Raw genomic sequence first — 21,767 nt, forward strand, 5'->3', positions numbered from 1 at the left:
TGGTCTATATATGAGGGATGGTTTCATGAGGGATGGTTTCATAAGGGATAGTTTCGTTCAATCTCGATAAAGGAGGCTCATGCAGACTTTCCAGGTGCTGATCATCGGCAGTGGATTTGGCGGCCAGTGCGCGGCGATCAATTTGCTCAAAGCCGGTATCGACGATTTCCGCCTGCTGGAACGGCGGGATTTTTTCGGCGGCACCTGGTGCCAGAATACCTATCCCGGCGCGGCGGTGGACGTCCCTTCGCCTTTGTATTCCCTGTCTTTCGCGCCCTTTCGCTGGACACAAATGTTCGCCGGCCAGGCCGAGCTGCACCGCTACACCCAGCACGTCGTGGAGCACTTCGGTCTGCGGGAAAAGGTGGAACTGGAAACGAACGTCGAACGCATCGAATGGGACGAGCCCAACAAACGCTGGGCGGTACACACCGGCAACAAAGGCATCTTTTATGCGCAATTTGTGATCAATGCGACGGGGCCGCTCAGCCAACCGGTTACCCCGCACTTCGAAGGCCAGGAGCGCTTCAAGGGCAAGACTTTTCACACGAATAGTTGGGATCACACCTACGACTACCGGCATAAACGTGTGGCCATCGTCGGCAGCGGCGCCAGCGCGGCACAGGTCATTCCGGAAATCGCACCGGACGTTGTGCACCTGCATGTGTTCCAGCGCACACCGCACTGGGTGTTGCCCCGCGCCGACCGCACGTTCGGCCGTTTCCAGCGCTGGCTGCTCGGGCTCAAACCGGCCTACACGCTGCTGCGCTGGATGATCTATTGGCAGTTCGAAACAAGGGTGATTGCGTTTAAATACTCCAAACCGGCGATTCGGCTGGTGCAGCAACACGCCCTGCGCTTTGTCAAGCGACAGGTACCCGACCCCGAGCTGCGCCGCAAACTGACCCCGGACTACGCTATCGGCTGCAAGCGGATCATCGTCTCGAGCACGCTGTATCCGGCACTCGGGCGCAGCAACGTGACGCTGCACAGCCGGGAAAACGGCATCGCCAGCCTCGATGAAACCGGCATCATCACCGAAGACGGTCAGCACATCGACGTTGACCTGATCGTCTGGTCCACCGGTTACGACGCCACCGACGGGGTGATTTCCTACCCGGTCAGCGGAAAAAACGGCACGCAACTGAAGGACGTCTGGGCGCAATACCCCCGCGCCTATCTGGGCACCAGCCTGCCGGACTTCCCCAATCTTTTCATTGTCACCGGCCCCAACACCGGGATCGGCCACACCTCGGCGCTGTTCATTATCGAATCGCAGATGAACTACATCCTCGACTGCATTCGCACGTTAAAAAATCGGGGTTTGCGCAGCATCGAAGTGCGTCCCGACGCGGAACGCACCTACACTGAAATGATCCACAGAGAAATGGAGCGCACGGTGTGGAAATCCGGAGGCTGCCACAGTTGGTATCACAGCCGCAGCGGGCATGTGATTGCCATGTTTCCAGGATTCAGTTTCAGCTATCACCGGCTGACCCGGGCACTGAAACCCGCCGACCACATCCTCTCCTGATCCGATAAAAGGAAGACGCTGATGCTTCTATTGGTTGTCGCAATTGCCGTTTTCATCGCATGGAGCTGGTTGCGCTACCCCGCAATCGGCTACCTGCTTTACGACTTGAGCGTGGCCACCGAAGCCAGGCTTTACCGGCTTCACAAGATCGTCGTACCGATCAGCGAAATGACCGTGTCGACCTGGCAAGGTGGCCCCTACGAAGCCACCAGCAGCGTGTTGATGCTTCACGGTTACAGCGCCGACAAGAACCTGTGGCTACGCTTTGCCCGACATTTTGTCGGCAGCCACCGGGTGATCATTCCCGACATCGCCGGTCACGGTGAAACCGGCTTCAAGGCCGGTGGCGGTTATGACATTGCGCTCCAGGCCAAACGCATGATTCAGTTGCTCGATGTGTGCGGCGTCGAAAAAGTCCATGTGATCGGCAATTCCATGGGCGGCTACATCGCCGCCTGGCTCGCCGCCACTTACCCCGACCGAATCGCTTCGGTTGCGCTCATCGACCCCGCGGGCGTGGCCGCGCCCGAAATCAGTGACCTGGAACGGCAACTGTCCAAGGGGCACAACCCCTTCCTGATCAATTCCCGGGAGGAGTTCCGGCAGTTCTACGCCATGACCATGGCCAACCCGCCTTGGGTACCCGGTGTAGTACTGGACGCGTTCGCCCAGCGGTACGAACGGTCTCGCGATGAACTGGAAGAAATCTTCAGGGACTTTCGCGCCAGCCCGCCGATGGAACCAAGGCTTCCCGACATCAAGTGTCCGGCGCTGCTGGTGTGGGGGCGCAAAGATCGTCTGATCGATGTCAGCAGCGTGGCCATCTGGAGTAAAGGCATCGTAGATCTGCGGGTGGAAATTCTCGAAGGCGTCGGCCATATGCCCATGGTCGAAGAGCCGGCCTACACGGCACGGCTGTATGGAGAATTCCTGGCCGCCCACCGCTCGCACCTTCCGGTGTAATCGAGACTGCACGGTTGGCTCCAATCCCTGTAGCCGCTGCCGAAGGCTGCGTCCGACTGTGGTGTGGCGAGTTGCTAAAGGGATTGGAGCCAGGCGCGCAATCAGGGGCAAGCAGTCCTTGGCAGAATGAAGTCCGTAAGATTCTTCGTTTGTCGGCATGACTGAAGGCTGCGATCTTTTCTCCATCCTTTTCGTCACCGCGCCAGGAAATTTTTTCATGAGCCACTCAAGCTTCGTCAGCCCTGACCTGATCCGCCAACGCTTCTCCAAAGCGATGTCCGACATGTATCGCGAAGAAGTGCCGCTATACGGCGCGTTGATGGCATTGGTGGAGCAAACCAATCGCCACGTGCTGGAAACCGATCCGCAGGTGGCCAGCCAATTGAACAGCACCGGCGAGATACAGCGCCTCGACCTGGAGCGCCACGGCGCAATCCGCGTCGGCACGGCCAACGAACTGGCCACCCTCGCCCGCTTGTTTGCGGTCATGGGCATGCAACCGGTCGGTTACTACGACCTGACCCCGGCTGGCGTACCTGTGCATTCCACGGCGTTCCGCGCCGTGCATGAAACGGCGCTGCAGGTGAGCCCGTTTCGAGTGTTCACCTCACTCCTGCGTCTGGAACTGATTGAAGACCTGGAACTTCGTGCCTTCGCGCAATCGGTATTGGATCAGCGTTCGATCTTTACCCCGGCAGCGCTGAACCTCATCGATCGCGCGGAACGCGAAGGCGGCCTCGCCGAAGAGGATGCCCGGCACTTCGTCGAACAGGCACTTGAAACCTTCCGCTGGCACCACAGCGCCACCGTCACCGCCGAGCAGTATCGTAAACTCAGCGCCCAACATCGCTTGATCGCCGACGTGGTGGCGTTCAAAGGCCCCCACATCAATCACCTGACACCACGCACCCTGGACATCGATATCGTCCAGGCGCAGATGCCTGCCCACGGCATCACCCCCAAAGCGGTCATCGAAGGCCCGCCTCGCCGCCAGTGCCCGATCCTGCTGCGCCAGACCAGTTTCAAAGCCCTGGACGAGCCGATTGCCTTCACCGATCAAACCAGCACCCACGGCAGTCACAGCGCCCGCTTCGGTGAAATCGAACAACGCGGCGCCGCTCTCACACCCAAAGGCAGGGCGCTGTATGACCGTTTGCTCAACGCCGCACGGGACGAACTCGACGACTTCCCCAACGAAGGCAATGCTGCACGCTACAACGCACTGATGACCCAACACTTCGCCGAATTCCCCGACACCCTCGAAGGCATGCGCCAACAGGAACTGGCGTACTTTCGCTACTTCGTCACGGAAAAAGGAAGGGCAGCCTCGGAACTGAAATCCTTGTCACTGGATGCCCTGCTTGAAGAAGGTTTCCTGCGGGTCGAACCGTTGGTGTACGAAGACTTCCTGCCCGTCAGTGCGGCTGGGATTTTCCAGTCGAACCTGGGCGATACAGCGCAAAGCCACTACGGCGAACATTCGAACAGGCAAGCGTTCGAACAAGCCTTGGGGCGCTCGACCATTGATGAACTGGGCTTGTACGCCGAGACACAGCGACGTTCGATTGAACAGTGTTTTGAAGCGCTGGGCTGAACAGGTAAACGAGTTTTTGCATTTGATCTGCTGTTGATCTTGACCTTGACCTTGATCTTGATCTTCTTGCCCCTTGGGAAGGCCGAGCGCAGGTTCTGCGCAGTGGGCAACCCGGCATGGATGCCGGGTTAGCCGCGCACGGCCATGGATGGCAGATCGCGGCGGGCCCACGGAGCAGGACCGGAGCGAGGGAATGCCGAGCCCCGGCGAGGCACCGGACGAAAGGGGCAAGAGCGTTTGGTTACTTGGCGCTTCTCCAAGTGACTCGCCGTAAGGGCGAAACCAATAGCGGCCATGACCGCAGAAACGGATATGCACACCAGCAACAATTTTCACCGCCAATCAGGCCGCCATCGCCGGCAAGCCAGCTCCCACAGTTTGATCCAGGTGCATCAGGGAAATACTCATCGCCTGTCGGGCCGCCATCGCTGGCAGGCCAGCTCCCACATCAATCCGTGTACAGCCGAGAGAGAAGGGTCGACTATCAGCCACCATCAATGACAAGCCAGCCCCTACAAGACAAACACATTTCATGCAGGAGCTGCCGCAGGCTGCGATCTTTTGACCTTGATCTACTTCAACTTAGCCAACAACGCCGCAGCCACCGCCTCCGAAGACGCCGGATTCTGCCCCGTCAGCAACAACCCATCCGTCACCACATAACTCGCCCAATCATCACCCTTGGAATAGATCCCGCCCTTGGCCTTGAGCTCATCCTCCACCAGAAACGGCACAACATTCGTCAATTGCACCGCCTCCTCCTCACTGTTGGTAAACCCTGTCACGCGCTTGCCTTTAACCAACGGCTGCCCATCCTCACCTTTGACGTGACACAACACACCTGGCGCGTGACAGACCGCTGCAACCGGTTTACCCGCCTTGTAAAACGCCTCGATCAGCGCGATGGACACCTTGTCTTCCGCCAGATCCCACAACGGACCATGGCCACCCGGATAGAAAACCCCATCGTAGTCTTCAGCTCTCACACTGCTGAGCAGTGCCGTCGAGGCCAAAGCCGACTGCGCCGCGGAATCTTTGCGAAAGCGCTCGGTGGCAGCCGTTTGCGCATCCGGCTCATCACTTTTAGGGTCGAGTGGCGGCTGACCACCCTTGGGCGAAACCAGGGTCAACTGGGCACCAGCGTCCTTGAACGCGTAGTAAGGCGCGGCGAACTCTTCCAGCCAGAAGCCTGTCTTCTTACCCGTGTCACCCAATTGATCGTGGGACGTTAGAACCATCAGGATTTTCATGTCGTGCACACTCCAGTTCAGGGCTATTCGAATGCGCGAAGGCGCGGTCTGCCTTTTCATTGACCACCGGGCATCCCGGTTCGTTGCAGCCGGAATTGGAGACAATACTGTCAGGCCTGGCGCGCAAGCCATTGCGCACTCGTCTGCACTATAAAAATTGCTGTTTTGCTGATCATGGCGCACGGAGCGTCGTTCAGAACGGTGTGCAAGGTTTGACGAAGGTCCGCGCAAGTTGCTGCGCACTTTCGCTTGAGAACGTCATGAACTCTCAAAACGGAACACAACAAAATCTCTATATAACTGATTTATATGTATTTTTTATAAGTGGCACAGACCTTGTTAACTGTTTTTCGCCCTCCGGCAAGTTTCGCCTTGAGGCACCACCACTCAGTTAGTAAGGAACGCAGCCATGGCTACACCCGCATACATGTCCATCACTGGAAAGACGATGGGCAACGTTACCGCAGGTACTTTTACCCGTGACTCCGTTGGCAACAGCTACCAGGAGGGTCACGAAGACGAGTTCATGGTTCAAGCCTTCAGCCATGAAGTCTCCCGTCCGCGAGATCCCCAGTCCAGCCAGCCAACCGGTCCGCGGGTTCACTTGCCGCTCATGATTACAAAAGTGTTCGACAAATGCTCCCCGCTGCTCCTTCAAGCCCTCACCTCTGGCGAAGAACTCACCTCTGTAACCATCAGGTGGTACCGCACTACAAGCCGCGAACCGCAGCACTACTACACCACTGAGCTTGAAGACGCGATCATCGTTCATATCAAAGACTATATGCACAACTGCCAGGACCCTTCTAATTCGCACTTCACTCACCTGCAGGACGTGCATTTTGCCTATCGAAAAATCACCTGGACGCATGTGGTCGGCACTACTACGGGTTCGGATGACTGGCGCAAATTGAAACAAGACTGAAGACAAACCGTTTGTTTACGTTTGCTCTTTTATCCTTCAACAAAAAAAGGGCGCCCCCCAGGGTCGCCCTTTTTCTTTTGAAGCCTTGTATCAGGTGCCCGCCCAGTATGATGACCTCGGCAATCCATGCACTGGTAAAGAGTCATGACACTGGGCGAACGGGTGGATTTTAATTGAAGCCGGCGACAATGTCCGTGTTTAAGAAGATGAAATTTATCGACACAATGTTTAATAAAATGTCACCTTAAATATTATCCAGAAACACTTTTAAAACTCACCGGTTCGAACATCAGAATTGATTGTTTTGACGAAATCCCGCCAAACACAATCAATCCTGTGTTTATCGGCCAACTCAACGAGTCGTGGTTACTTTCAAGACATCCGTGTAGGTAACGACCACACTCTGCCCAACTTTCAAATCCTTCAGTTTTGCCTGTACTTCAGGCCGAACGACATTCACGGTTTTGGATTCACCGGCCGGTCCCTTGAAGGTCACCTGATTGTTTTTGACATCAATCTTGGTGATTTGCAGCTGAACCTGAACCTGACGGTACGCTTCACCACCCGGATTCGGGTTGTCCTTGGTGGCGCGGTTTACACCCTCTCGCTCAAGTGAACCTGGCAAGCCCTTATCAACGTCAGTGTCCAGGTAAGCGGCAACCGAGCGTACAACCGCAATGTTGACGGTATCGCCGGCCTTGAGATTACCCAGGTCCTTGGCTTTGTCGGTCAGCTGAACATGAACCTGGCGACCTTCAGGACCTTCAAGCACGACCTGATGATTAGGAACATCAACCGACACCACTTTGGTATCAACCTGATCAGCAATCACAACTTCGGACAGCGGAATGTCTGCAGCCATCGCGCTGAAGCTGGCAGCAGACATCAGCGTTGCAAGGGTCATGGCTTTGGCGAGTGCGTGAAGTTTCATAAGTCGTACTTTCCCTGTGAATTGGAGGCAACAAACGGAGCTGAACCCGCGTCCAGCACCGTTTGTGTCCATCAGCATAGACACTGATCAGGGAGTGTTCGCAGTTTCTTGCGCCGTGGATTCGCCGCTGGTCGTGCCCTTGCCGCTTTCTTCTCGCCGCTTGGGGTCCGTTGGACGCAAGGCGTCGTTATCCCGCTCGACTTCTCCGGGTGGACGCGGTTCGTCAGGGTGTTCGTCTTTCGATATCGGTTTCATCGCCTGTCTCCTCAAGCCTCGGGATCGTCGACTTCCTCGGCGACATTCACCTCGGGCGAGTCCTTGTGGGATTGCTCCGCCTTTTCTTTCAAGCCCCGCCACTGCTCAAGGTCAATGGCACCCTGCCCCAACAAGTCATCCGCCACGCGCAGCAGTTCGCTGTAATGGGCGTCGGGGGATTGCTGCCAATAGGCTTTGTCCTCGAACAGACGTTGCCATGAATCGAGGTCGGGTAACTTGAGATCGTCGCTCATGAAGGGTTTCCTGCCGGGTATTCGTTCGGTAGAGGGTTGCGGTGGATTGGAGTTCAAAAGATCAGCCAGGTGCAGGCGCAACGGGCGACGTGTTGACTTCAATACCCGGTCATCTCCAGATACCCCTGTCCGCCCTGGCTACCGCTCAACCGCACCGGTCCTTCCCAATAGGGAATGCGCAGATCCATCCATGCCTCGGGATTAAGCGCCGTGAGGGAAATGTCGAGTTTTTTGCCGGGTATCCTGACCAACCAGCGCACCGGCATCGACCGTCCGGCGACGGTGGCGGTGTCTTGCGGCGTAAGACTGATATCGCTGGCGTACAACGGTTGTGTGCGGCCTTGAGCATCGATCCAGGTACCGGTGACGTAAGGTTCTCCATCCCGCTGACGCATGCGATAGAGCATGACGTGTTCGCCGCTGTCGAGGTGCAGGGAGAACCAGTCCCAGCCCGTCTGATTGGCGGTCAAGGGTTGGCTGCTCCATTCCCGATCCAGCCACGCCGGGCCGCTGACCTGATAGCGTTTGCCGTCCAATTGCAGCGTACCGCTGGCCTGGAAAAATGGCTGGCTGTAGTAGTACGACGCTTGTCCCTGTTCGGACTTCTGGCTGAAACCCTTGTCACCCTGAAGCACCAGCGGGCCCGTGGCCGTCAACCGCAGTTGATAGCTGAAGCCCTTGCCTTGCGCGCTGAGTTGCAGGTCGGTCAGCGTGTCAGGCCCCTGGCTGCTGAAGCGCCAGTCATCGATCCAGGCAGAGAACGGCACCGGACTGACGCCCGCCTGACCGACACCACCGCGCGCATAACGCTCGGCCGCGTGATGAGCCGTCGCCGATGTCACCGCTGCATGCCCCAGCCAGATCACTTGACTGGCCCACCCCGTCGCCGTCGGACCGGCATTCAACGCACTGCGAAACAGTGTCCACTGCACACCAAACTCACGCCCCTGATCGTCCTTGAGGTTGGCGGTGACGTACCACCATTCGATACGAAACCCGTCATGGGGACCGTGATCCGCCGGGAAGCTGAAAACGCGGCCAGGCACCACGGGCGAAAAAGAAGCGGCGCTACCCCCCAGCCCCGCAAAGCCCTTCTCCACCGGCACCGAATTGTCGCAACCGCTCAGTACCATCAGTAGCAGCACCGCGAGCCTAATCTTCATGAGCAAACGTCCTCAGCAGATCCGCCGGTTGCGTGCGGTACAGCGAATACAACGGCCATGCCGATGCGAGCAACGTCGCCAACAACGCCAGCCCCATCAGCTGCAACAGCTGCAACGGAAACACCCGCAAAGGCAAACGCCAGCCGAACGCCTGAACGTTGATGACCGAATCCAGACACCACGCCAGCGCAATCCCCAACGGCAGCGCCAGCACCAGCGTCAACACCGCCAGCAGCCAGGTTTGTCCGAGATTGAGCAGCATCAATTGGCGTCGCGTCACACCCAGCGCCCACAGGGGAGCGAGTTGCCCGAGGCGACTCTGGCTCTGGGTCAGCAGGCTGATGAACAAGGCCACCCCAGCGACGGCCAGGGTCAGGCTATTAAGCGCCGCCGTCGCCGCGAACGTCCGCTCGAAGACTTGGGTAGACCAGCCCTTGAGCCGGGCCTGATCGACGATGCGACTGTCATCCAGGGCAAAGCGTGCCTGGAGCGCGGTCAAAAACGCCGGGATCGAGGCCGGATCGATGCGCAGGTTGAACCGGTTGGGCGTCAGCTGCGGCCAGCCGCGCAACAAGTGATCGACGTTGACCAACAGGTGGCCTTTGGGGTTGCCGTAGTCGGCGTAGATCCCGACGATACGCGGCGACCACTGGCCGCTTGGCGTCGCAATCGTCAGGTGATCGCCAAGCCGCACCTTTAATCGGCGCGCAAGCTGCTCACTGAGCATCAGGGCGTCATCGCTCGCCAGGTGACCCCAGGGATCGTCGCCCAAGGATTCCAGCAGCGGCCAATGCTGCCGATAGGTCGGGTGATCAAGCACGCCGAAAACATCTGCCGGCCAGCCCTGCAACTGAACCGAAACTTGCCAGTTAGGCAGCACCGCGCTGACCTGTGGCTGGTGTTTGAGCCAGGTCTGCAGCTCCCTCGCCTGGGCCGGGTTTTGCGGGTTCAGGTACAGCTCGGCGGTGAGCCGTTGCTCCAGCCAGTCACTGAAAGTCTGGCGAAACCCGGCGGTCATGCTGCCCGCGCCGATGTTCGCCGCCAGCGCCAGCAGTAACGCCATCAGCGCCAGACTGAGGGCCGGCAGTTGCTGACGGCAGTCGGCGAGAAACCACTGACCGAGGACCGAACGACTGCGGCGCAATGCGCCATTCAACACCGCATTGAGTACCACCGGCAGTGCCAGCGCGGCGCCGATCAACAGCGTTCCCATTAACACGAAACCGGCGGCCAGGCTGTCACCGAAGATCAACGCCAGCAGCGCGATCACCAGAGCCGTGGCGGCCACCCAGGCCTGGCGCCGCAGCCACCGCGCATGCGCCTGGTGCCAGGCTTGCGGATCGGCCAACGCCAACAACGGCAAACGCGCCGCCCGCAGCAGGCTGTTGGCGCCGGCCAACAGCGCACCCAGCACACTCAGGCCTACCCCGCTGATCCACCACCCGGTGCTGAGGCTCAACTGCCCCGCGACCTCCGCGCCATACAACCCGCGCAGACTGGCGACGACATCCGGCAATAGCACACTTGCCAGCAGGTACCCACTGACGACCCCGGCCACACCGCCGATCAACGCCAGAACACCCAGTTCAACGACCAGACAGGTGATCAACATTCGCGCACTGACGCCGCAGGCGCGCAGGGTCCTGAGCAACCCACGGCGCTGTTCCAGTGCCAGGCCGATCGCGGCATGGACAATGAACAGCCCGACCACGAATGACAGAAAACCCAAGGCATCGAGGTTCAGGTGAAAACTCTCGGTCAGCCGCGCGAGATTGTTCTCTTCGCTACTCGTCTTGAGCTGCAGCTGACCTTTGAATTGATCGGGCAGCGGCGCGCTGAAATCCTTGGGCAACAACAGGCGCGACAGTTGATCCGGCTGTTCGAGAATCTGCTGGGCGAACCCGATGTCCACCAGCAACACGCCGGGGGCCATGTCCGTCTGCGCGTGCAACGGCGGCAAGGACTGACCGGTGGTACTGACCGGCTGATCGCCCTCTCGCAAACCCAGCGCCTGCAACGTCTGGGGCGAGATCCAGGTGCTGCCCGGCGGGGTGAAAAAACCGACGATCTGCTCGATCGCCAATGCCTGCCCGGCCACGGCCGAACCCGCGGGCAACGAAACCGGCTCAATGCCCATCAACTGCAAGCGCTGGTCTTCATGCCCCTTGAGCGCCACCCTGCCTTGCAGCACTGGAGACACCGGCCATCCGCTGCGCCGCAAATCGACAAACACCTGTTGAGAAAAAGTGGCGCCATTGGGTGCACTCAAGCTGGCCTGGGGTTCACCACCGATCAACTGGCTGGCCCGGGCATAGCTTTCCCGCGCCTGACTGTTCAGGGCCTGCACGCCCGTGAGCAGGCTGGTCGCGAGCCAGAGACCGGTCAGCACGCTGAAAAACTGCACCGGGTGCTGCCGCCAATGACTGAGCAGTGCCCGTAACGTCTCGCGCAAAACCCGCACCTCAGCGCTCGTCCGCGCCGACCAGGCGGCCACGGTGCAGCACTACTTTCTCGGCCAGCCGCGCCGCCACCCGGGGGCTGTGCGTGACCATCAACAACGTCGTAGGGCTGTCGTCGATCAGCTCCAGCAGCAGCTTCAACACTTCATCGCTGGTGGCTTCGTCCAGGCTGCCGGTAGGTTCATCCGCCAGCAGCAGCCTGGGCTGTGACGCCAGCGCGCGACCCAGCGCAACCCGCTGTTGCTGCCCACCGGACAACTGTTCCGGATACCGTCGCAGCAACGCCTGCAAACCCAGGCGCTGCACCAGATGCGCCTGCCAGCGCGGATCATGACGCCCGGCCAGGCGCGCCTGAAACGCCAGATTGTCCTCCACGCGCAGGCTGCTGATCAGGTTGAACTGCTGGAACACCAGGCCGATTTCGGTGCGGCGCCAGTTTGCCAATTGCCCTTCGTTCATCTGGTCCAGCTGGTGCTCGCCGCTGCGAATGCTGCCGCGATCGACCTTGTCCAGCCCCGCAATCAGGTGCAGCAACGTGCTCTTGCCGCTGCCCGACTCCCCCATCAGCGCCAGGCTGCTGCCCGGTTTCAACGTCAGGTCAACGCCTTGCAGCACCGGCAACGGGCCTTGCGGCGTGGCATAGCTTTTGAAGACACCGTGGACTTCGAGCATGGTTGAACCCGTTCGATGAGCGTGGGCCAAGGATAGCGGCCCTGCATGGTTTTTGTCCGGTGACGATTGTCGCCTTGCCCGGTCGCCGCCCTACCCTCGAGGCTGGTCTGACCCTAACGATAAAAAACGGAGACGCCATGCCTCGTTTCACTCTGAGCCCTCGCGGCCTGCTGGCCTTTTTGATCACTGCCTGCCTCACGCAATCCGTGATCGCCGCCGATGCACCGGCTGCGGCCAGCGACTCGACCACGGCCAAAAACGCCGCGGTACTCCAACACCTGCCCTTTAGTGACCGCACGGACTATGAATCGGTCAACCGCGGTTTGATCGCGCCGTTCAAAGGCCAGGTCAAAGACGCCGCCGGCAAGATCATTGGGGACATCCAGGCCTACGACTTCCTGGCAAAGGATCAATCCCCGGCCTCGGTCAACCCGAGCCTCTGGCGCCTCGGACAGCTCAGCGCCCATGCCGGCCTGTTCGAAGTCAGCCCGAAGATTCACCAGGTGCGCGGCCTCGACGTGGCCAACACGACCATCATCGAAGGCGATGACGGCCTGATCATCATCGACCCGTTGACCATGGCTGAAACCGCCAAGGCAGCCTTGGCGCTGTACTACCAGAACCGTCCGCAGAAACCAGTGGTGGCGGTGATCTACAGCCACACCCACGTCGACCATTTCGGCGGCGTGCGCGGTGTGATCGACGAAGCCGACGTCAAGGCCGGCAAGGTCAAGGTGTTTGCCCCGTCCGGGTTCATGGAACACGTGATGAGCGAAAACGTGTACGCCGGCAACGCCATGAGCCGTCGCGCGCAGTACCAGTTCGGCAGCCTGCTGCCCCGTGGCGTGCAAGGTCAGGTCGATGCCGGGATGGGCAAGAGCCTGCCCACGGGCGGCACCATCACCCTGATCGAGCCCACCGACCTGATCAGCAAGGCACTGGAAACCCGCACCATCGCCGGCATCGAGGTGGAGTTCCAGCTCACGCCGGGGACCGAAGCGCGGTCGGAAATGAACCTCTACCTGCCGCAACTGCGGGCCTTGTGCATGGCCGAAAACGCCACGCAAATGATGCACAACATCCTCACCCCGCGCGGCGCCCAGGTGCGTGACGCCAAGGCCTGGGCGCAATACCTGGACAGCAGCCTGGCGCGTTACGGCGACAAAAGTGACGTGCTGTTCGCGCAGCACAATTGGCCGACCTGCGGCGGTGAGCGCATCCGCACATTCCTTGCGGATCAGCGCGACATGTACGCGCTTCTCAACGACCGGACGTTGCACTTGTTGAACCAGGGCCTCACGCCGATGGAAATCGCCGACAGCTGGATTTCCCGACGGCGATGCAAAAAGGTCTGATCAAACTGCAAGGCAACGGGAAGAAGCTTGGCGAGCTGATGGGCAGCCTGGATAGCTTCAGTCCGCAGTTCAATATTGTGACGCCATAAAAACGATCAAAAGGTCGTCGCGTGCCGCGTTGTCCGCAGGGAATCGCGTATTCCTGCCGGCGCTGCGGCACGTTGCGATCTTTTGCTTTTTTACATTGCGTACGGCCATTTTCCAGCTACAAATGACAAGTGGGGTAGTGTCCAAAATCTTGACAGCGGGTGTCACGGGTCGGACGTCTATGGATGGCTTCAGCTTTAGGGATGGTCAGGCGCATGACTCAAGGCAAGTACCGCTCCGACATTGATGGCTTGCGGGCTGTAGCGGTCATCGCGGTGCTGCTGCATCACCTCAGCACCCGCCTGCTGCCCGGCGGCTACGTGGGCGTCGACATCTTCTTCGTGATCTCCGGGTTCCTCATCACCTCCCAGGTCTTTTCCGAGGTCAAGCGCAATGCCTTTTCGCTGAAGGGTTTCTATCAGCGACGCATTAATCGCATCGTTCCTGCACTGGCAACGGTACTGCTGGCGACCGTAATCGTCGGCGCCTTTATTCTTTCGCCGGTCGACCTGATCCGGCTCAACGTCAGTGCCCTGATGTCTCTGTTGGGCGTGTCCAACTTCTATATCTGGGTCAAGTACGGTAACTACTTCGCCGCCAACGCCAGTGAGGCGCCACTGCTGCATACCTGGTCGCTGGGGGTTGAAGAACAGTTCTACGTGATCTGGCCGCTATTCATCGTCTTGCTCTACCGCCTGGCGCCGCGTTACGTGCTGCCGGTTCTGGCCGTCGGCGTGGTGCTCGCGACAGCCTTTTCCGCATACGCGACAGGTGTTTTCACGACGGGTGCCTACTACCTGCTGCCGACGCGTTTTTTCGAATTGATGCTGGGCGGATTGCTGGGGATTTACCTGTATCAGCCGCGGGTCATCGGCAAGCTGGCAGCACATGGCTTTGCGTTGGCGGGCTACCTGCTGATCGGATACTCGTTGTTTGCCTTGAACGCCGACTCCACATTCCCCGGACTGAATGCCCTGATCCCGTGTATGGGCGCCGCGCTGTTGATCCTGGCCGGCAGCGGTGACAGACACTCACGCTTGCTCACCTGCCGGCCAATGGTGTTCATCGGCTTGATTTCCTACTCGCTGTATTTGTGGCACTGGCCGCTGATCGCGTACCTGAACTACCTGGAAATCCCGATCACCCTGCCGGTCGGGGCCCTGCTTATCGCAACGTCGATCCTGCTCTCATGGTTGTCCTGGCGCTACGTCGAGGTGCCGTTCCGGCGCGGCGGCGCAACGTGGCACTTCTCCCGGGTATTCGCCCGACGATTTGCCCTCCCGGCCCTGGGACTGGCCGCAGTGGCAGGGCTCAGCGTTGCGTTCCACGGCTTCCCGCAGCGTTTCAGCCCAGGGGTTACAGACCTGGAAGCGATGACCCTGAAAAAGCCCAGTGAAATCCGTAGCGGTTGCCACGTGCCCAACGCGCTGTACAGCACAGAGCCCAATGAGCACTGTCGTTTGGGGGCCAAAAAAGAAGGGCTGGACGGCATCATGATTGGTGATTCCTTTGCCAACCACTTTACCGGCATGGTCGATATCCTGGCTAAACCGAACAACCTCTCGATCATGGATTACACCATGGACTCCTGCCCGCCGATCATCGGCTACACCGCCGAAATGCCACCGGTGTACGCCGCCCATTGTGCAAAACGCAACGAGCGAGTGTTCAGCCTGATCGAGCAACACAAGTACCCCTACGTGATATTGGCGGCCATCTGGCCCAGGGACGCCAGTGTCGCGGGCATCGTCGAGGCGAGCATCAAGCGGGCAGTGGATAACAGCGGTGAGGTGATCGTCATTCTGAGCAATCAGCACATTGAAAAAGCCGCAAGCTGCCCGATCCGCCGTTTGATGTTCGGCAATGACCGTGATTGCTCGGTCACCCAAAGCGCACTGCCCGCTTACTGGGCGGACGTGCGGGCGAAATTTCCGCAGGTAAGGTTTATCGATCCTAATCAGGTGATCTGCCCGGCGGGTGTTTGCAGTCCGATCATCCAGGGGCAGTTGTTGTACCTGGACGATTCGCATTTGAATGAAGTGGGTTCGCGGTTTATCGGCCGCACGTTGCTGGAGCGAGGGTATTCGCTGCTGCATGATCCGGTGAAAACCCCGCATACGGCTGAGGCCGGGATTGAAAAAACGGTTGTGAATTGATGCAGGTTTGATGCTGTTGCTTCTGCTGTTGCTTCTGCTGTTGCTTCTGCTGTTGCTTCTGCTGTTGCTTCTGCTGTTGCTTCTGCTGTTGCTTTTGATCCACCTGCCCCATTCCAGCAGGCCGAACGCAGGCGTTGCGCAGGGGGCAGCTCGGCATGGATGCCGAGCTAGCCGCGCACGGCCATGGATGGCCGATCGCGGCGTGCCCCCGAAGCAATGCCGGAGTGAGGGAACACCGAGCCCCAGCGAGGGGCCGTATGGTGGGGCAAGACTTTTTGGTTCCTTTTGTGTCGTTTGACAAAAGGGACTCGCTGTAAGAGCGAAACCGCCAGTGGCCGTTACCGCAGAAACGGATATGTGCACCTGCAAGAAACTGGTCGGCTGTCACACCGCCATCGCTGGCAAGCCAGCTCCCACAGTAGATCGAGTACATCCCCAGGAATCAGGTCGACTGTCGGGCAGCCATCGCTGGCAAGCCAGCTCCCACAGTTGAACCCGAAATCACTCACACCGCCTCAACACCCGGCATCCGCCAACGCTGTTCAATCACCTCTCGCCCCGGCCCATACAACCGCAACACCAACGTAAACGACCCGGCTGCGAGGGCGCCACGAGGTGTCGTCTTTGAGCAGTTCGATCAGTTTCGCTGCTGTGGCCATGTCGCGGTCGCGCAAACGGCTCTGGTCGAATTACACGAACTCATCGATGTAAACACCGCCAGCCACGAAATCGCCAGTACTAACAAACGCCAAACAGGCGTCTAACGAATATAAGCTGTCATTAATAACGCAATCACCCGTACAACAAACATGCACAAAAGAGCCACACAGGGATGCCGATTCCCAGGGTGCTGAGTCGTTCGGATTGAAGTCGTAGTTTTAAAAAAGATACAGCAGTAACAGTAATTCTTTACGGTATCGCATCATTGTATTTCCATTCGTCGACCGGACTTTTGGCCAATAGTTTGTCGGTCATTTTTTGACACTGGCACCGGGCCATCTAATCGCAAGAACTGTCGGACATTCCTGTAAAGCGTCAAAAAATTGTTGACTCAAATCTGACACACTCAAGCCCTTCCGACACTCGGCGAAAACGTCTCATGACCGTTTATCGCTTTCTTGAAACTCGCTCAAACCCCTCAAAACCGCGGCAAATCCAGCGGTGGCAAGCACTTGATGGCAAATAGCCCCCAAAACCGGGGATGTCTTACGTCTGCAACACGTCATTTTGCTGACACGGTTTTCCACGGCTGGGCTATACCCCTTTTGACAGTCTCATTTTGATCTCTCAACCGTCTTACGAGGCACGCCAATATGGACGTGAGCGTATTTGGTACGGGCTATGTTGGCCTGATACAAGCAGCGGCACTGGCCGATGTCGGACATCGTGTCTTATGTGTCGATATTGACCCGAATAAAATCAGGCAACTGCAGCAAGCAGTACCGCCCATTAGCGAACCGGGACTCTCCAGCACGCTGGAAGAAAACATCAAAGCCGGTCGTTTGTTATTCACGACCCAGGCCAGCGATGCGGTGGAACACGCCGAGCTGATTTTCATCGCGGTCGGTACGCCTGCCGATGAAGACGGCTCCGCCGACCTCAGCCATGTCCTGAATGTCGCCCGGCAGATCGCCAGCTTCATGGAGGCCGATCGCACCTTCATCATCAAGTCCACCGTGCCGGTCGGCACCGCGGACCAGGTGACGGCCGCCGCCAACGAAGAACTGCAGCGCCGGGGCAAGTCGTCCTTGAACGTGCGGGTGGTGTCCAATCCCGAGTTCCTCAAGGAAGGCAGTGCACTGGCCGACTGCATGCGTCCGGACCGGATCATTGTCGGCACCGACGATGATCAGGCACGCGAGCAGCTCAGCGAGCTCTACGCGCCCTTCTGCCGCAACCATGAAAAAATCATGTTCATGGACAACCGCAGTGCCGAGCTGACCAAGTACGCGGCCAACGCCATGCTCGCCACCCGTATCAGTTTCATGAACGAGCTGGCCAACCTCACCGAGTTGCTGGGGGCGGACATCGAAGCTGTGCGCAAGGGCATCGGCTCGGACCCGCGTATCGGCTATCACTTCATCTACCCTGGATGCGGCTTCGGTGGCTCGTGCTTCCCCAAGGACCTGCGCGCCCTGCTCCATACCGCCGAACACAACGGCATGCCTCTGCGTCTGCTGCGCAGCGTCACCGACGTCAACGACAGCCAGCGCCATATCCTGTTCAGCAAACTCAAAGCGCAGTTCCCTGGCGGACTGGCCGGTAAGTCCATCGCTCTCTGGGGCCTGGCGTTCAAACCCAATACCGATGACATGCGCGAAGCACCCAGCCGTTATCTGATGGATGCGCTGTGGGCCGAAGGCGCAAGCGTGCAAGCCTACGATCCGGAGGCCATGTCCGAGTGCCGACGCATCTACGGCTATCGCAAGGACCTGCACCTGTGCGCGACCCGTGATGACACCCTGGAAGACGCCGACGCGCTGGTGATCTGCACCGAATGGAAAAACTTTCGCGTGGTGGACTTCGACCTGCTGGCCAGCAAGCTGCGCTCGCGGGTGATCGTTGACGGGCGCAACCTCTACAACCCTGAACACGTTGCGGCAGCCGGTCTGCATTACAGCGGCATCGGGCTGCGGCACGTCGTGCCCCAGGGGCCGCGCCCATGAAGATACTGGTGACCGGAGCCGCAGGCTTCATCGGTGCCCACTGTGTGTTGCGGCTGCTGCGCGACGGGCATCAGGTGTGCGGCCTGGACAATTTCAATGACTACTACGACCCGCAACTCAAGCACGATCGCGTCGCTTGGGTGCAGGAGCAGGCTAGCCGTTTCCAGCTCGCAAAGATTGACCTGGCCGACGCCTCGGCCATCGAGTCTCTGTTTGTCCGTGAACAACCGGAAGTGGTCATCCACCTCGCCGCTCAGGCCGGGGTGCGTTATTCCCTTGAGAATCCCCGGGCTTACCTCGACAGCAATCTGAGCGGCTTTCTCAACATCCTCGAAAGCTGCCGGCAGCACCCGGTCAAACACCTGATCTACGCCTCGTCGAGTTCGGTGTATGGCGCCAATCAGCACACGCCTTACTCGGTCAAGGATGGCGTCAATCACCCGTTGTCGCTGTATGCCGCCACCAAGAAAGCCAACGAACTGATGGCCCACAGTTACAGCCACCTGTTCGGCATTCCCTGCACCGGTCTGCGTTTTTTCACCGTGTACGGTCCCTGGGGCCGGCCGGACATGTCGCCGATCCAGTTCGCCCGGGCGATTGCCGAAGGCTCACCGCTGAAGCTGTTCAATTACGGCGAACACCAGCGGGACTTCACCTACATCGACGACATCATCGAGAGCATCGCCCGACTGATCGATCGTCCACCGCAAGCCAATGCTCAATGGGACCGTGAAACACCGGACCCGGCCAGCAGCATGGCGCCGTGGCGGATCTTCAACATCGGTGGGCAGCACCCCGTGGAGCTCAAGGATTACCTGGCGCTCCTGGAAAAACACCTCGGTCAAAAAGCCGTGGTGGAGTTACTGCCCTTGCAACCCGGTGACGTGCTCAACACGTGCGCCGACGCCAGTGACCTGGCCACGGCTACAGGTTTTCAGCCCCGGATCGAGCTGGACGAGGGACTTGGGCGCTTCATTGCCTGGTTCCGCGATTACTACCCACTGCCTATCGCCCACGCGCCGTTCGCGGCTGAACTTCAGCGGAGGAATCCATGACTGGACATGAAAAAGGTGTACCGCTCAAAAATCTCAGGCGCGACCAACGCCTCGATCCCGAGCACCGAATCCGGATGGACGCGGCCATTCACATGCAAGGTCGCGGCTGGATGACCGGCCGCGACGGCGGTCGGCCCTGGACGTTGTCGCGCACCAATCGGGTGGTTGCCTGCATCGGCGCGCTGGCGATTCTGCTGCTGATCTCGCCTCTGCTGTTGGGCCTTGCACTGGCGATCAAATTCAGCAGCAAGGGGCCGGTGATGTTCGTGCAAAAACGCACCGGCTACCGCGGCCGTTCGTTCGGCATGTACAAGTTCCGCACCATGGTGGCTAACGCCGAAGAGCTCAAGGAGTCCTTGCGTCACCTGAACAAGCACGGGGCCGACGCCATCGATTTCAAGATCGACAGGGACCCGCGCATCACCGGCATCGGTGGCTTTCTGCGGCGCAGCAGCCTCGACGAATTGCCCAACCTCTTCAATGTAGTGGCCGGTGACATGCGCCTGGTGGGCCCTCGGCCGACCTCGTTCAACGCTTATCGCTACAAAGACAATCACCTTGCACGCCTGAGCATCTACCCCGGCATGACCGGCCTTTGGCAGATCTCCGGGCGCAGCAATATCGACTTCGACCAGCGCGTTGAGTTGGACCTCAGCTATATCGCCGAGCAGAGCCTGCTGCTTGATCTGAAGATCCTGTTGAAAACCCCCTTCAAAGTATTCAGCGGCCACGGAGCGAGTTAAATGGACGGTTCAACTGCAAAAAGCCTGACCATCGCAAACCCGAGCGAGTCCAACCTGACTTCGACTGTGCTCGATCAAGATCTGCGGATCCTGTTTCTGACTGCCGCCAACCCCGGCGCAGGCACGACCACCAGCGCCCTGGTGCTGGCCACGCAACTGGCGCAAATGAGCAGCGGGCAGGTGCTGCTGGTGGATGCCAGCCAGTCCGCCAGCAACCTGACTCAGCAGCTTGGGCTGTCCAAGGAGCGTGGTTTTCGCGACCTGTTGTTCAACACCCAGAGCCCGCCGTTGTTGCAGGACTGTGTGGTGAACGTTTCCAGCCTGCCCTTTCACGTCTTGCCCAACGGCAGGTTTGCACGGGGCACCGAACACCTGACGCCTGAAACACTGAGCCCGTTGCTCGATGAGTTGGGCAGTCAGTACCGGTTCGTGGTGATCGACGGCGACGCGGTGTATTCGGCCGCCGACACCCTGGTCATCAGCACCCAGGTGGATGGCGTGATCATGGTCGTTCGCGCTGAAGACACGCGCTGGGAAGTGGCCCAGGCCGCGGTTCAGCGCCTGACGCAAGCCGGAGCGAAACTGGTCGGCAGCGTGCTCAACCGACGCAAGTACTACATGCCCAAATGGCTCTACAAAAACCTGTAAGCAATCGCCAAAGGATGACGACATGAACGCCAAGATGCTTGTCCTGCTGCTGCTACCGCTTGCAGGTTGCTCCAGCCATACCGAAACCCAAAGCATGCCGGTGCAGATCCTCACGGCCGCACCGGCCGAAGCTCAAGCCACCGACATGAACATGTCCAAAAAGGAGCAGACCCTGCGACCGAACGACGTGCTGGAGGTGATCTTTCGCATCAGCACCAGCGGTCCCGATGCGTATCGCGTGCAGTCCGGTGACCGGGTGTCGCTGAACTTCACGGCTGCCAGCCAGCTCAATGGCGAGCAGTTGGTACTGCCCGACGGCACCATCGAACTGCCGGGGGCCAACACCTCTGTCAGGATCGAAGGCATGACTCGCGAGGCCGCGCGGGATGAAATACAGCGGGCCTATGAGCGCAAACAACTGTTCCAGCCGAACCGTAACCAACTGTCGGTGAACATTCTCAACCCGCTGACTAATGAAGAAAACCTCAGAAGCGCACTGAACCATCCGGGCACCGGCATGAGCCGGGATATCACCGTGGGAACCGACGGCTACGCCAGTTTCCCGGAGATCGGCGCCGTGCCGCTGCAAGGCATGACGGTCACCCAGCTGGAGGCTTACCTCAATAAGCGCTACGCCACCCTGCCGGGTCGCATGAACGTGGACGTGATGCTCAAGTCCACTGCCGGTAACGAAATCTATGTACTGGGGGAAGTCGGTCAGCCGGGTGCCTATCCGATTCGCCGTCCTGTGTCGGTGCTCGAAGCCCTGACCATGGCCCGAGGTTCGCTGATCAAGGCGCGCCTGGACTCGGTGATGATCATGCGGCGCAACGGCAACCAGGTGACCGCGCACAGTTACGACGTGGAAAAAGCGTTGTCCGGTGACGCAACGCAGATCGCCTACCTGCAACCCGACGACATGCTGTATGTGCCCAAGACCAAACTGGCTAGCGCCGGTGAGCTCGCACGGCAACTGGCGGACGTGGTGTTGTTTCAGGGCGTGGGCATGAGCTTCAGCTACCGCGTCGACAATAAAGGCGACGACAACTAACTCTCA

The 21,767-nt window shown here is 59.2% G+C and carries 18 protein-coding genes and 1 pseudogene; 12 read left to right on the top strand and 7 right to left on the bottom strand.

The genetic code is table 11. From position 1 onward, the window contains the following. Positions 1-79: 79 nt before the first annotated feature. The 3 genes from ACA063_RS16830 (at position 80) to hglS (ending at position 4,091) form a co-directional block, all read left to right on the top strand. Positions 80-1,534 (top strand): flavin-containing monooxygenase, encoded by a 1,455-nt coding sequence (locus tag ACA063_RS16830; RefSeq protein WP_497662562.1) that lies wholly within the window; start codon positions 80-82, stop codon positions 1,532-1,534. Between the two features lie 21 nt (positions 1,535-1,555). Next, complete coding sequence (locus ACA063_RS16835; protein ID WP_497662563.1) at positions 1,556-2,497, top strand: alpha/beta fold hydrolase; 942 nt, start codon at positions 1,556-1,558, stop codon at positions 2,495-2,497. A gap of 217 nt (positions 2,498-2,714) precedes the next feature. Beyond that, positions 2,715-4,091, top strand: a complete 1,377-nt coding sequence (hglS, locus tag ACA063_RS16840; protein WP_497662564.1) for a 2-oxoadipate dioxygenase/decarboxylase HglS — start codon at positions 2,715-2,717, stop codon at positions 4,089-4,091. 572 nt (positions 4,092-4,663) lie between these two features. On the opposite strand, the gene ACA063_RS16845 is transcribed toward hglS, so the two are convergent. After that, entirely contained in the window at positions 4,664-5,341 is a 678-nt protein-coding gene (locus ACA063_RS16845; RefSeq protein ID WP_497662565.1) for a type 1 glutamine amidotransferase domain-containing protein, read from the bottom strand. Positions 5,342-5,750: 409 nt separating this feature from the next. On the opposite strand from ACA063_RS16845, the gene ACA063_RS16850 reads away from it, so the two are divergent. Continuing rightward, positions 5,751-6,266: an Hcp family type VI secretion system effector gene (locus ACA063_RS16850; protein ID WP_497662566.1), complete on the top strand. Its 516-nt coding sequence runs from the start codon at positions 5,751-5,753 to the stop codon at positions 6,264-6,266. Positions 6,267-6,618: 352 nt separating this feature from the next. Here the strand turns inward: ACA063_RS16850 and ACA063_RS16855 are convergent, their stop codons facing one another. The 6 genes from ACA063_RS16855 to ACA063_RS16880 all read right to left on the bottom strand — a co-directional run bounded on the left by ACA063_RS16855 (position 6,619) and on the right by ACA063_RS16880 (position 12,000). Further along, on the bottom strand, positions 6,619-7,197 hold the full coding sequence (locus ACA063_RS16855; protein WP_497662567.1) for a hypothetical protein: 579 nt from the start codon (positions 7,195-7,197) through the stop codon (positions 6,619-6,621). An 87-nt stretch (positions 7,198-7,284) separates the two neighbouring features. After that, complete coding sequence (locus ACA063_RS16860; protein WP_178114340.1) at positions 7,285-7,452, bottom strand: hypothetical protein; 168 nt, start codon at positions 7,450-7,452, stop codon at positions 7,285-7,287. Positions 7,453-7,463: 11 nt separating this feature from the next. Further along, on the bottom strand, positions 7,464-7,706 hold the full coding sequence (locus ACA063_RS16865) for a hypothetical protein (protein ID WP_497662568.1): 243 nt from the start codon (positions 7,704-7,706) through the stop codon (positions 7,464-7,466). A gap of 98 nt (positions 7,707-7,804) precedes the next feature. Further along, the gene (locus ACA063_RS16870) at positions 7,805-8,869 is read right to left on the bottom strand and encodes a lipocalin-like domain-containing protein (protein ID WP_497662569.1); all 1,065 of its coding nucleotides are present in this window, start codon (positions 8,867-8,869) and stop codon (positions 7,805-7,807) included. Next, the gene (locus tag ACA063_RS16875; RefSeq protein WP_497662570.1) at positions 8,859-11,330 is read right to left on the bottom strand and encodes an FtsX-like permease family protein; all 2,472 of its coding nucleotides are present in this window, start codon (positions 11,328-11,330) and stop codon (positions 8,859-8,861) included. Before ACA063_RS16875 ends, ACA063_RS16870 begins: the two co-directional genes overlap by 11 nt. Position 11,331: 1 nt before the next feature. After that, the gene (locus ACA063_RS16880) at positions 11,332-12,000 is read right to left on the bottom strand and encodes an ABC transporter ATP-binding protein (protein WP_497662571.1); all 669 of its coding nucleotides are present in this window, start codon (positions 11,998-12,000) and stop codon (positions 11,332-11,334) included. 137 nt (positions 12,001-12,137) lie between these two features. Here ACA063_RS16880 and ACA063_RS16885 point away from each other — a divergent pair. From ACA063_RS16885 to ACA063_RS16920, 8 genes and pseudogenes are all read left to right on the top strand, one after another. Next, positions 12,138-13,322, top strand: a pseudogene (locus ACA063_RS16885) (alkyl/aryl-sulfatase); the annotation flags it as partial. A 17-nt stretch (positions 13,323-13,339) separates the two neighbouring features. After that, positions 13,340-13,444, top strand: coding sequence for an alkyl sulfatase C-terminal domain-containing protein (locus ACA063_RS16890; protein ID WP_497662572.1), 105 nt, complete (start codon positions 13,340-13,342; stop codon positions 13,442-13,444). Between the two features lie 213 nt (positions 13,445-13,657). Beyond that, complete coding sequence (locus ACA063_RS16895; protein WP_497662573.1) at positions 13,658-15,598, top strand: acyltransferase family protein; 1,941 nt, start codon at positions 13,658-13,660, stop codon at positions 15,596-15,598. A 1,313-nt stretch (positions 15,599-16,911) separates the two neighbouring features. After that, positions 16,912-18,264, top strand: a complete 1,353-nt coding sequence (locus tag ACA063_RS16900; protein WP_497662574.1) for a UDP-glucose dehydrogenase family protein — start codon at positions 16,912-16,914, stop codon at positions 18,262-18,264. Beyond that, positions 18,261-19,319, top strand: a complete 1,059-nt coding sequence (locus tag ACA063_RS16905; RefSeq protein ID WP_497662575.1) for an NAD-dependent epimerase — start codon at positions 18,261-18,263, stop codon at positions 19,317-19,319. Before ACA063_RS16900 ends, ACA063_RS16905 begins: the two co-directional genes overlap by 4 nt. Then, positions 19,316-20,062 (top strand): sugar transferase, encoded by a 747-nt coding sequence (locus ACA063_RS16910; protein WP_497662576.1) that lies wholly within the window; start codon positions 19,316-19,318, stop codon positions 20,060-20,062. Before ACA063_RS16905 ends, ACA063_RS16910 begins: the two co-directional genes overlap by 4 nt. Further along, complete coding sequence (locus tag ACA063_RS16915) at positions 20,063-20,710, top strand: CpsD/CapB family tyrosine-protein kinase (protein ID WP_497662577.1); 648 nt, start codon at positions 20,063-20,065, stop codon at positions 20,708-20,710. 22 nt (positions 20,711-20,732) lie between these two features. Next, entirely contained in the window at positions 20,733-21,761 is a 1,029-nt protein-coding gene (locus ACA063_RS16920; RefSeq protein WP_497662578.1) for a polysaccharide biosynthesis/export family protein, read from the top strand. Positions 21,762-21,767: the final 6 nt, after the last annotated feature.

The organism is Pseudomonas sp. LBUM1643, assembly GCF_059716215.1.